Genomic DNA, 12,665 nt, shown 5'->3' on the forward strand with positions numbered 1-12,665 from the left:
CTCAACTTGAGTAGATCCAAGAATGGACTTGTCGTTTCAGGCCTGCTATTTCTTGCCGCGGCGGTTGCTGAAAAACTCGGTCAGGATTTGACCGCAGGGTTCCGCCATGATTCCTGATATGACTTCGCAGCGGTGATTCAAGCGTGGATCTTGAAGCACCGTGTAAAGGCTTTCGACGGCTCCGCCTTTGGGGTCGCGAGCACCAAATACGACACGCGGAATTCGCGACTGAAGGATCGCGCCAGCGCACATCAAGCACGGTTCTAGGGTCACGAACATCGTGCATTCTTCCAATCGCCAATCTTCCATTGCCGCGGCGGCTTGCGTGATCGCGATCATCTCGGCATGCGCCGTGGGATCCTTCAAACTTTCGCGTTCGTTGCGTGCTGCGGCGATGATTTGATTGTCTCGCACGATAATGGCACCCACGGGAACTTCTTCAGCCCGCTCGGCTTCGAGTGCTTGCTCCAACGCACGCGTCATCCAATGGGCATCGGGGTAGAGCACCAGCCCTTCGCCATCGTCTTCGAAATCACCGTTGCCAAATTCGCCATCACCGAAGGCACCATTACCAAGAACACCGGCATCGAAGTTCGCATCTTCCACGCCATCGTCTTCGAAATCGTTGCCGTCGTGATTTCCGTCGTCAAATACTCGCAAGTTCATTGGTCTTCTGTCCATTCTTGATGCTTGGCTTTAGCAGCGTCGATTTCTGATTGGGAAAGTTTCCGCCAGCCGAGATTGCGAAACTCCGAAACGCATTGGTAGTTGGCCAAGCCAAGCGGCGTGCAGAGGTCCATTTCGAAACGCAACCCAAATTTCTGTCCCTCACGCATCAGTTCGACGACGTTGGATTCTTCGCGTTGCTTTGGGTTTTTGGGATCGGGTTCGCCAATCCACGCCTCGACGCCAAAGTCGCTCACTCGGATTCGTACGTCGTACCAAATTTCGTTTTCGTAGTGCCGGAACAGTGTGGTCGAGTTCTCACTTGCATCAAGGCCATCGATGCTGCTGATCCCCGTGATGCCACCACCCCAGCCCCCGAGAACTAACGTCAGGGCCGACTCGTCGATCGGGAATGTTACGCCACAGAAAAAGTCGATGCCCTCAATTCGCTTAGCTTGAAACTTGAGTTCGTAATTGTTCTGGGGGACTTCGCCACTGAAGCGGACTCCGGTAATGGGGTCTCCCAATTCCAAACGGATCAATGCTTGGTCATTGTTCTTCGTGATATCGACCGAGCCCTCGCCGCCGAACTGAATCGATTCCCAGTGGTTCACCAAAGGTGTCCACTTGCCGCCTTTGGGTTGGACGCTTGATTCGGCGGCATTCTCCTCCGCTAACGTGGCTGTAGCGGCAGGAGAGCTTGCCTGGTTTGGCGGATCAGCAAAACTTACCGAAGTTGCCAGGATCACGGCAATGAACGGGTAGAATGTGATTCGAAGGAGGCCGAAGCGTCGAGAAGGATTCATGGAGGGAGCCCAGGTGTTTCGATAATTCAAATTATTCAGCTCGGAGTTGGCTGAGTTCAAAGCTTCTGACTTTTTATTCTCATATCTGGTGAGCACTGCGTCGATCCATGCGACCCGTCACAAAAATTAGCATAGTGGGAATCCGGCTCGCGATCTTGGTGTTGGCGGTGTATTGGATTGGCATCTTCACCGGCACCCATCTTCCCAAGTTCGCCGACTTCTCGCCTGACGTCAACGATAAGGTCAAGCACTTTAGTGCATTCTTTGGCCTAGCGACTCTGCTTTGCTATGTCACAACGTCCCCCAAGCTGTGGAAACGATTTTCCATTATTGCGGTGGTTTGCATGAGTTACGCCGCGATCGACGAAATTACCCAGGGGCTCGTTCCCGGTCGGGTGCCCGATTTCCGTGATTTCTGTGCCGATACGTTGGGAATCCTGACTGCGATTAGCCTCTACGCGACCGCTCGCTGGATTGCCAAGACCATGGCGGTAACACGACCCGAAATGGGTTCGCAGAACGCGGCTTAAAAAGCCCGAGAATCCTGCGGCAGATGACTAGAGCAACCAACCCCCTGCTTTGCGCTTGCGTTCCCGTCAAACCGCTCGGGGGACGCGTTTGGTGAGTTTGAAACGCGACGCGGCAACCGCGACAGTTCTCGATCGGTAAGTCAATCCGGACGACTCGTTTTCCGCCCCTCGCTGACCTTGGTTTGGCAATCCGTTAGGCTATCCTTCGAGTGGACAAGCCTCACGCACGGAGCCCGAATCATGAACGCGATCATCACCGACAGCCCCTCTGACGACGGACAAACTAAGACCGTTCGTCCTTTTGCGCACCTGCATTGTCACAGCCATTACTCTTTGCTCGATGGCGCTGGTGATATTGGCAAGCTCGTCAATCGAGCTTCCGAACATGGCATGACGGCGCTGGCGCTGACCGATCACGGGAACCTGCACGGCGCGCTCGAGTTCTATCGCAAGGCCAAAGCAAAAGACATCAACCCGATCATCGGTTACGAAGCCTACATCGCGCCGGGTTCGCGATTTGATAAAGGCGGTGCGTCGTCCAGCAAGGATGCATCCTATCACCTCACGTTGCTCGCCCAGAATCACACCGGCTACAAGAACCTGATCAAGTTGGCCTCGGCTGCTTCGTTGGAAGGTTTCTACTTCAAGCCGCGAATCGATAAAGAGATCCTAGAAAAATACAGCGAAGGCATTGTTTGTTTGTCGGGCTGCGTGAGCAGCGAATTCTCTCGCTGTGTGATGAAGGGACTTGATACCGAAGGAGTCGAGAAGCAGGCTCGCGACATTGCAGGTTGGTTTCATAAGGTTTTCGAGGATCGTTACTTCATCGAGATCATGAACAACGATGTCGAAATTCAACGGATGCAATTGGAATCCGCCGTTGAAATGGCAAAACGAATGGGGTTGCCGTTGGTTGCCACAAGCGATTGCCACTATGTCAATCAAGAAGATGCCGAAGCACAAGACATCATGTTGTGCATCAACACGGGACGATTTCGAACGGATAAGTCTCGGATGAAAATGGAGAACGACCAGTTCTTCTTGCGCAGTCCCGATCAGATGTACGAGAAATTCCCGGGGCTCGAGGACGCGGTCGCTCGCAGTCAAGAGATCGCGGATTCGGTTCACATCGACATCGAATTCAACAAGTACTTCTTCCCCGGTTTTGAATGTCCCGAGCAAAAAACGCCGCTGGATTACCTGCGTGAACTCTGCGTTAAAGGCCTGAAGGAACGCTATCAGGGCGACGAGGAACGGATATCGGCTGAAGGCGAACTGAGCGAAGAAGTCATGGCCCGCTTGGATCGTGAACTCGATGTGATCGAAAAACTTGGCTATCCGACTTACTTCTTGATTGTGTGGGACTTTGTTGAATACGCGCGCAGTGTCGGCATCAGTGCGACGGCTCGGGGAAGTGGTGTGGGAGCGATCGTGTGTTACGCGCTTTACATGTCACACGTTTGTCCGCTGCGTTACGACTTGCTGTTTGAGCGATTTCTCGATGAATCACGTACCGAGCCGCCTGATATCGACATCGACTTCGAAAAAGAGCGTCGCGTCGAGGTTATCGAATATGTCAAACGCAAGTATGGCAACGAAATGGTTTGCCAGATCGGAACCTTTGGAACGTTGGCCGCTCGGGCTGCGATCAAGGACGTCGGCCGTGCACTCGGTGTGCCGCTGGGCCGAGTCAACCAGATCACCGAGATGGTGCCTGATGAGCTAAAGATCACGATCAAGAGTGCAATCGAGAAGAGCGCCGACCTGAAGCAATGCTACGAGGGCGATCCCGAAATTCGCGAGTTGCTTGACTTGGCGATGAAGATCGAAGGTCTCGCGCGGAACGTTGGAACGCACGCCGCCGCGGTCGTGATCGCCGATAAACCGCTCGATGAATACGTGCCGCTGACTCGCGTGCCGGGCAAGCAGGAAGTCATCACGCAGTGGGCGATGGCCGATGTGGAAGCGTCGGGTCTGTTGAAGATGGACTTCTTGGGTTTGCGCAACCTGACGATGCTTTCGCGAACGGTCCAATTGATCAAGCAAACGACCGGCAAGGATTTGGACATCCAGCGTTTGCCACTCGATGACAAGGCCTCCTACGCGTTGTTGCAACGAGGCGAAACGAAGGGCGTGTTTCAGTTGGAATCCGGTGGGATTCGCGACTTGCTGACACGAATGAAGCCTGACCGTTTCAACGACATCATTGCGACCGCAGCGTTGTATCGCCCGGGGCCACTGGAAGGCGGGATGGTCGACGACTACGTGAACATCAAGCACGGTCGCCAGCAACCTGAATACAAACACCCGGTGTTGAAGGAAGTGCTCGAGGAAACTAACTCGATCATGGTGTACCAGGAACAGGTGATGCGGATCCTGAACCGATTGGGCAAGATTCCGCTAGCCAACGCATACACGTGCATCAAGGCGATCAGCAAGAAGAAACAATCGTTGATCGACGCCAACCACGAAGCCTTCATCGTTGGTGCGGTGGAAAACGGCTTGGCTGAAAAAGACGCTCAAGACATCTGGAACCTGATCGTCAAATTCGCTGGCTATGGTTTCAACAAGTCTCACAGTACTGCCTATGCCCTGGTCGCCTATCAGACCGCCTACCTGAAGGCTCACTATCCGTGTGAGTTCATGGCGGCGCTTCTGTCGAGCGATATTTCGGGACGAAACTTCAAACGCAAGGATGCACTCGTTGAGCACATGGAAGATTGCGATCGAATGCAGATCGAGGTCGTTGCGCCGAGTGTAAACACCAGCGGCGCCGACTTTACCGTGGGTGACGGACAGATCTTTTTTGCATTGTCGGCAATCAAGGGATGTGGTGGAGCGACAGGAATTGCGATTGAGGAAGAACGCAAAAAGAACGGGCCCTATCGAGATATCTTCGACTTCTGCGAACGAGTTGACCCGGCGGCGTGTAACAAGAGTGCAATCGAAACGCTCATCAAAGCTGGCGCGATGGACTGTTTCGGCGCGAAACGCGCTCAATTGGTCGCGGTGATCGAACGTGCGGTGCAGGCCGGTGCTGCGGTTCAAGCGGACAAGAAGAGTGGTCAAACGAGTTTGTTTGGCGCGTTTGATGATGAGGAAGACGAGGAAACCGTCAGCGCGCCTGCATCGCTACCCGAAATGGACGAATGGCCTGATCGGGAAAAGTTGATCTTCGAAAAGGAAGTTCTCGGCTATTACCTGGACTCACACCCGTTGGCCGAATTTGAAAAGAAACTTGCGACCTTCCGGACTCATACCACGGATAAGTTGGGCGACGTGAAGGATCGCGGCGAAGTGATTCTTGGTGGCATGATCAGTTCCCTCAAAATTGCTCACACCAAAAATCCCAAGCCTGGCCAACCTTCAAAGTACGCAAACTTCGACTTGGAAGACATGCAGGGGGCGATCCGTTGCATCTCTTGGCCAAAGGGTTTCGCTGATCACGGTGATAAGATTCAACCCGATGCGGTGGTGTTGGCCAAAGGTAAGGTCGACCGCCGTGGCGGTGGCGATGAAGCCAACCTGATCATTGACGAAATCACGCTGTTTGAAGATTTGGAAGGTCGGTACACCCACGGCATGCGGTTGTGCTTGGATGAACGTGAGCACGATGCCAAAACCGTTTCCGGTTTGCGAGAGATCTTGCGAGGTTATCCCGGAAAGCAAGAACTACTACTGTCGCTGCAAATGAATGAGGGCGATGTGGTGCAGATGAAGGCGAACAAACAGCGTGTCGAGATCACGCCGGAACTGCGGACAAGGCTCGACGATTTTCTGGGGACCGGTCGTTATCGTCTCTTGATGTCGAAGCCGCGAGGATAGAAGTCCAAGTCCAAACGCGATCAGTTTTATGCCGCTCGTCCAGTCACCGTTGATGGACGAGCGCAAAGCTCGGTTGGTGTTTGCCCTTTTCTGAACAGGCTCAAGGTGCTGCTGGTCTGAAGCAGGACATTTAGAGCCAACGGGGCCAAGGCGAGGGAAGTTGAAAGCCGGAGAAGTTCAGAAGCCAGGGAAGTTCAGAAGCCAGGGAAGTTCAGAAGCAAGGGAAGTTCAGAAGCAAGAGAAGTTCAGAAGCAAGAGAAGTTCAGAAGCAAGAGAAGTTCAGATGCAAGAGAAGTTCAGATGCAAGAGAAGTTCAGATGCAAGAGAAGTTCAGATGCGGCAGGCACCGTTGATTGAGCAGTACGCCACTCTCTGGCAAGCTGCATCGCATCGTCAGCGATTCTCTAGTCCGCGGCCGTGCCTGTTTCCGTAAGCAATGGCGGCTTCGACTGGTTAACGCTTGTAGCGTCGGCTTGGGGTGTTCAGTATTCGGCATGCTCTCGTCTTCATCGCATTCACTGCGGCTTCACTGCGGCTTCACTGCGGCTTCACTGCGGCGCAATAAAAAACGCTGGATACGATGACGTATCCAGCGTTCGAATTTTGATCAAACATCTCGTTTAGCGAGATGGCGATTCGCACTAGTCGCGACTGCGACCACCGCCTGAGCCGCCACGGTTTCCACCGCCGCCACCGCCACCGGATCGGCCGCGACCACCGCCGCCGCCTCCGCCACTTCCGCCGCGACGTCGACGTGGACGGTCTTCGCCGTCGCTGTCGCCACCACTACTGCGTTCGCCACCGCCAGCGGGTGCACCTGCTTCAACAAGAGCGGCGAGTTCATCTTCTTCGCCAAGTTCTTCCAACGCACGGCGTCGGCTCAACTTGACTCGGTCGTGCTCGTCGACGTCGATCACGAGGACCTTCATCGCGTCGCCAACATTGACCAAGTTGTCCATGCTGCTGATGTAGCCGTTGCTGATTTCGCTGATATGACAAAGTCCATCGCGACCTGGCAGGATTTCAACAAACGCACCGAACTCTTTGATGCTGCTAACGATGCCGTCGTAGATCTTGCCGATCTGAACGGTTGCCGTGCAGGCTTCGACAGCTCGCAGTGCTTCTTCGGCGGTTTCCTTGTTGCTGCTGGCGATCAAGACGGTACCGTCGTCATCAACTTCAATCACCGCACCGGTACGTTCTTGGATGCCGCGGATGTTCTTGCCACCAGGACCAATCAAAGCACCGATCTTGTCCGAAGCGATCTTGGTACGAAGCAAACGTGGTGCAGTGGGAGCAATTTCGCGACGAGGACGCGAGATCGTGGTCAACATCTTGCGAAGGATTTCGATCCGAGCTTCGCGTGATTGCTTCAGCGTTGCGCGAATGATGTCTTCGTTGATTCCGGTGACCTTCAAGTCCAACTGGATGCCGGTGATACCGTTTTGCGTACCCGCAATCTTGAAGTCCATGTCGCCGAAGTGATCTTCGCTTCCCAGAATGTCGGTCAACAGGACCCACTTTTCAGGAGTTTCGCGAACCAGGCCGACCGAGATACCAGCAACTGGGTTACTGATCGGAACACCCGAGGCCATCAAAGCCAAGGTGGCACCGCAGATCGACGCCATCGACGACGAACCATTCGATTCAAGAATGTCGCTGATCACGCGAATTGTGTAAGGGAAGTCTTCAGCAGCAGGAAGCACTGGTGCAACGCTACGTTCAGCCAAACAGCCGTGGCCGATTTCGCGGCGACCAGGGCCACGAATCGGGCGACATTCGCCGACGCTGAACGAAGGGAAGTTGTAATCCAGCATGAACTTCTTGCTGTACTCTTCGATCAAGCCGTCGACGCGTTGTTCGTCGCGAGCGGTACCCAATGCGATCGTAACAAGAGCTTGAGTTTCGCCACGTTGGAACACAGCGGAACCGTGTACGCGAGGCAGAATGTCGGTTTCGCAGTGGATAGCACGAAGCGATGTGTTATCGCGACCGTCGCTACGAGTGCCAGCCATGATCAAGTCGCGAACAACTTTTTCTTCCAGGTCGTGCCAAACGCCCTTGAAACGCTTGACGCAAATAGCGCCTTCAGCGTTCGGATCAGGAATGACTTCAGCCATCGCCTTGTCGCGTAAAACGCTGCACGCGTCTGCACGATCATGCTTGCCGACAACTTGTTGAGCCTTCTTGAACTCGTCGTAGTAGGCGTTGTTAAGACGGTCGAACAAGCCATCGTCTTCGGGGGCGATGTACTCTTTCTTGGTCGGATTAACCTTTTGGTACAGTTCGTTTTGAAGCTCGAGTACTTCGCGGATAACTCCGTGAGCGTACTTGATGGCTTCCATCATTTGATCTTCAGGCATTTCGTTAGCGAAGCCTTCGATCATCGCCACTTGCTCTTGCGAGCCGCTGACGATCATGTCGAGTTCGCTTTGCTCAAGTTCTTCGTGCGTGGGGAACGCGACGAGTTCGCCGTTGATCTTACCAACGCGTACCGAAGCAATCGGACCGTGGAAAGGAAGCGGCGAAATGTGCAGGGCGAGCGATGCACCGTTCATGGCGAGCACGTCGCCGTCGTTTTGTTGGTCCGATGCGATAACGCAGGCTTGGACTTGAACTTCGTCTTTAAAACCGTTGGGGAACAACGGGCGAATCGGGCGGTCCATCAATCGTGAGGACAAAATCTCTTTAGTGCTCGGTCGGCCTTCTCGCTTCAAGAAGCCACCTGGGAACTTACCAGCGGCGGCAAGTCGTTCGCGGTAGTCACAAGTCAACGGGAAGAAGTCCAGCCCGGGACGAGGATCGCTGCTGGCGGTTGCCACCAGGACGACCGTTTCGCCGTACTGGACCAAAACGGCACCGGCGGCTTGCTTGGCCAGTTGGCCGGTTTCGAACGACAACGTTTGTCGTCCGATCTTCTTTTCTACTCTGATTCTTTTTTCAGTCACTTTTCTTTTCCTTCAACCTACAAATACAACAATTTCAGAATGAGTGCCCAGCGCATCGCTGAACGGGTCCCGGGGCAGCACGGATATAATTTCTGCGTAGCACCAGGCGGGATGTGATCCGACAAGTCAGCACGGTTGCTGACGGACGGTCGTAGAGATTTAAGCAACCTCGATACGTGCAACGTCGCAGTTGCAATTCAAGAGAAATGCCGCCTTAGAGAAGCGGAAGAAAATTCGCGCATGAAAATCGGGGAGCGATGGCAAGGCCATGGCAACCCGAATAAGACGCGATCCATCTGCACCGCTCACCTTGGCGAGCTGGCTCAGTTGGCCTTGTGCTCCCTTGGGGGCGGCTTGTTGGGCTACTTGCGAATGCCCAATTTTCCGATGATATCGAGATAGCGTTGTGGGTCTTCCCCACGGACGTAGTCGAGGAGACGACGGCGACGGCTCACCAAACCAAGCAAACCACGCCGTGAAGCGTAATCCTTGCTATGAGTTCGCATGTGCTGAGTCAGTCCGTTGATCCGCTCGGTCAAAATGGCAATTTGCACTTCAGGTGAGCCGGTATCGGCGTCTGATTTTTTGTGTTCGCCGATAACCGCGGTTTTTCGCTCTTTCGAGATCGTCATTCGTTTCTTGCTAGTTGCGTAAGTCCTACTTTTCACATTGAAGGGCGAATTGTACCGCCTTGGCTGGGGAACGCAACGGCAAGCGAGACCGTTTTGAAGAATAGATGCCAGGTTTTTAACCAGGCATCCCGAGGTGCAAATCGTTGGCAACGACGGGGCTTTTGTGCCGGCGAGCTCGAAACCACCCGCCGCTAGCTCCGTATTTCCGAGTCACCCCGTTCGTTAGGATCACAGGACTTCACGATCACAGGACTTCACGATCACAGGCTTCGCTCTCGGGCTCTGTTTTCAAACGCGACGCGTGTTTCAGGTCCGTGCACTGCCTTATCGGCTTTTTTGAATGTCAACCGGCGTTCGGTGCACGTTCCCAGCTATCAGGACCCAGCTATCAGGACCCAGCTATCAGGACCCAGCTATCAAGACCTAGCTATCAATACCTAGCTTTGCCAACACTTCGGCTGCCTGCTCGGCCGGGGTGCGATCGTCTCCGCCACGAAGGTGGATTTCGGGATTTTCGGGAGCCTCATACGGGTCGCTGATGCCAGTGAAGTTCTTGATCTCGCCAGCTCGAGCCTTCTTGTACAGTCCCTTGGGGTCTCGCAATTCGCAAATCTCCAAGGGCGTATCGACAAACACCTCGACGAAATCACCCGCCCGCTGTGCCTCGACGATTTTTCGAACCCGGTCGCGATCGCGCCGGTAAGGGCTCACGAAGGCGGTAAGGGTGATCAGGCCCGAGGCAGCCATCAACGCTGCGACGCTGCCGATCCGACGAATGTTTTCCTCGCGATCCGTTTCACCGAATCCAAGTCCAAAGCGTGCCGCGAATTCCCGGCTGTGTTCTTGAGCCAGCCGTTCGGGCGGAGCGCATAAGCCGTGCCGAATATTGTCTCCATCCAAGACCATCGTAGCTCGACCTAGTTCGTGCAATTGCTTGTCGAGCTCATTGGCGATGGTGCTCTTTCCGCATCCGCTCAAACCGGTGAACCATACGACGATTCCGCGTTGCCCCAACAACGACTCGCGTTGCTGACGAGAAACAGAGTGGTCGTGCCAGACGATATTGGTTTTGGCCATGAGAGCACAGTTATCTATAGGGACGGATATATGGGAACGGATACGCATGGAAACGGACATGCATGGAAACGGAGCCAGCGACGCTAACCGCAGGCTCCCGATCAGGTTCAGTTCAGTTCGTTTCGTGCAGTTTGTCTCGGGACAACGCTTGGTGTCTCGTGCCGACGCTTCGCTTGATCGTAGCGGCTGATTGCATTTCGGACTGATTTCACCAGCCAATGGCGGTGGCCGTTTCTGTTACCCAGCGCCTTCGGTTCAGCGTCGCGCGATCGGAGTCCACGGTACGCGATACGGGCTCATCCTAGTTGCTTTAGCGGGATTTCCGTAGACCCGCTGCCTGTGAAACCCAAAGCGACCTTGCCTTGAGCCTGTTTTTCCAGCTATTCCCAACATCCAAAGGCAACTTTCCCACCTAAACGCCAGCAAGCCAAATCATGTTCCAGCCCCGTCTTTCCTATGCTTTGCTCATCGCCATCGCAGGACTGATGTGCATTTCCGCTGGTTGTTCATCGCTCTGGGGCAAAAAAGACGAGGACGAGAGTGACGCTGCACTTCGGGAATTAATGAAGTCGCCACCTCCACCGGACCTGGTGCGTGAAGCCGCCGTTTCCCAGGGCCTGTACATGATTCAGACCGATGGTGTGGGAGCCGTTGAGCAACTTGCTGGTACCGGCGGGCCTGCCGATCCATCGTTTTACCGGGATGAATTGATCGCTGAAATGCAGCGTCACGATATCCCCGATCCCAACAACTTTCTGGAATCGAAGTCCAATGCGTTGGTGCGAGTCCGAGCGTTGATTCCGCCGGGTGCCCGTCGCGGCGACCCGATCGACTTGAAGGTGTTGGCACCCAAGGAAAGCCAAGTTTCGGACCTCGGTGGCGGATGGTTGCTTGATACTCGCTTGCGTCGCCAGATCCAAACGTCTCGCCGAGTGTCCAAGGGTAGCGTCCACTCCGGCGTTGTCTTGGCGATCGGTGCTGGTCCCGTGGTAACGCGTGCTTCGCATCAACCCGGCGACGACATCGCCAACCGAATCGAAGGCAACGTGATTTCAGGTGGCCGCGTTCAAGAAAGCCGCAAGCTTGGTTTGGTGCTTCGGCCCGGATACCAACACGTCAAAATATCGAGTGCCCTCGCCGAGGCAGTTAGCAAGCGTTTTTACTTCTTTGATGGTTCCACGCGTCGCGGTGTGGCGACAGCAAAAGAAGACGATTTGATCGACGTTGAATTGCATCCCCGCTATCGGGACAACGTTTATCGATACATGGAAGTGGTCCGAGCAATCGGAGTCGAGCCAGAATCGACCAAGACCCAAGCCCGTCTGATACAACTCGCCGACATGTTGGCTCAGCCAAGCACATCGGCTGATGCGGCTTTGCAACTTGAAGCCATGGGCGAAGGTGCCGTGCCCACTTTGATTGAGGGCGTGAAGTCGACGAATCCTGAAGTTCGTTTTTACGCTGCCGAGGCGCTTGCGTACTTGGATCGCGACGAAGCGATCTCGCCGCTTGAGCATGCGATCCGAAGCGAGGCTGCTTTTCGATTGCCCGCTCTGATTGCTTTGCAAGGACTCAAGTCGTACGAATCGCTCGAAGCTCTCAAGCGATTGCTGCATGAACCGAGCCTCGAAACTCGCTACGGTGCATTCGTTAGCATCCGACGTCGACGCGACGGCAAGCCTCAACTTGGTGGCCAATCCCTCGGGTCGTTCTGGCTTTACCGAGTGCCATCTTCCGGTCCACCAGCGGTCGTGATCTCGCTTCGTGAGTCACCCGAGGTGGTTGTGTTCGGAGATGTGCCAACCCTGCAACTCGAAAAATTCCTTCGTGGTCCCGCAGGTATTTTGGTGCAGGCTGATGAGACCGAAGGGATCAAAATCAGTCGATTCGAAATTGGCAAAGACGATCAACGTGTTCGCGTGTCCAATAAAGTCGCTGACACAATCGTAGGCTTGTCACAAGTAGGAGCCGGTTACGGCGAGGTGATCGAGATTCTGCGAATGGCCAAAGACACCGACGCCTTAAAGGCTCAACTCGCGGTTGATCCTCTGCCAAGATCCCAACGCAAGTACTACCGAGATCTCACCGACGCCACTCAAGACGACGACGAGTAATTCTAAGGCGACGCTTGGTGTGTCTGGGCGCGATGCGCGTGAGCGTGTTTCGTGCCTTTGGAAGTGA

The 12,665-nt window shown here is 54.6% G+C and carries 8 protein-coding genes; 3 read left to right on the top strand and 5 right to left on the bottom strand.

Annotation, left to right across the window (positions count from 1 at the left end; all coding sequences use genetic code 11):
• Positions 1-45 precede the first annotated feature (45 nt).
• Together tadA and Pla22_RS14565 are read right to left on the bottom strand one after the other, a co-directional pair.
• Positions 46-666, bottom strand: a complete 621-nt coding sequence (gene tadA / locus Pla22_RS14560) for a tRNA adenosine(34) deaminase TadA (RefSeq protein WP_207310387.1) — start codon at positions 664-666, stop codon at positions 46-48.
• Positions 663-1,472 carry a hypothetical protein gene (locus Pla22_RS14565; RefSeq protein ID WP_146515578.1) on the bottom strand — a complete coding sequence of 270 codons (810 nt, stop codon included), beginning with the start codon at positions 1,470-1,472 and terminating at the stop codon, positions 663-665. The genes tadA and Pla22_RS14565 overlap by 4 nt, the downstream gene beginning before the upstream one ends.
• A 107-nt stretch (positions 1,473-1,579) precedes the next feature.
• Here Pla22_RS14565 and Pla22_RS14570 point away from each other — a divergent pair, with 107 nt between their 5' ends.
• Both Pla22_RS14570 and dnaE read left to right on the top strand, forming a co-directional pair.
• On the top strand, positions 1,580-2,002 hold the full coding sequence (locus Pla22_RS14570) for a VanZ family protein (RefSeq protein WP_146515579.1): 423 nt from the start codon (positions 1,580-1,582) through the stop codon (positions 2,000-2,002).
• Between the two features lie 240 nt (positions 2,003-2,242).
• On the top strand, positions 2,243-5,827 hold the full coding sequence (dnaE, locus tag Pla22_RS14575; RefSeq protein ID WP_146515580.1) for a DNA polymerase III subunit alpha: 3,585 nt from the start codon (positions 2,243-2,245) through the stop codon (positions 5,825-5,827).
• 641 nt (positions 5,828-6,468) lie between these two features.
• Here dnaE and Pla22_RS14580 read toward each other — a convergent pair.
• The 3 genes from Pla22_RS14580 to cysC form a co-directional block, all read right to left on the bottom strand.
• The gene (locus Pla22_RS14580) at positions 6,469-8,775 is read right to left on the bottom strand and encodes a polyribonucleotide nucleotidyltransferase (RefSeq protein ID WP_146515581.1); all 2,307 of its coding nucleotides are present in this window, start codon (positions 8,773-8,775) and stop codon (positions 6,469-6,471) included.
• Between the two features lie 362 nt (positions 8,776-9,137).
• Entirely contained in the window at positions 9,138-9,407 is a 270-nt protein-coding gene (gene rpsO, locus Pla22_RS14585; protein ID WP_146515582.1) for a 30S ribosomal protein S15, read from the bottom strand.
• Between the two features lie 423 nt (positions 9,408-9,830).
• Positions 9,831-10,484, bottom strand: a complete 654-nt coding sequence (gene cysC, locus Pla22_RS14590) for an adenylyl-sulfate kinase (protein ID WP_146515583.1) — start codon at positions 10,482-10,484, stop codon at positions 9,831-9,833.
• 434 nt (positions 10,485-10,918) lie between these two features.
• On the opposite strand from cysC, the gene Pla22_RS14595 reads away from it, so the two are divergent.
• Positions 10,919-12,598: a flagellar basal body P-ring protein FlgI gene (locus tag Pla22_RS14595; protein WP_242632071.1), complete on the top strand. Its 1,680-nt coding sequence runs from the start codon at positions 10,919-10,921 to the stop codon at positions 12,596-12,598.
• Positions 12,599-12,665: the final 67 nt, after the last annotated feature.

This window comes from Rubripirellula amarantea, from assembly GCF_007859865.1.
Classification (GTDB): Bacteria; Planctomycetota; Planctomycetia; order Pirellulales; family Pirellulaceae; genus Rubripirellula; species Rubripirellula amarantea.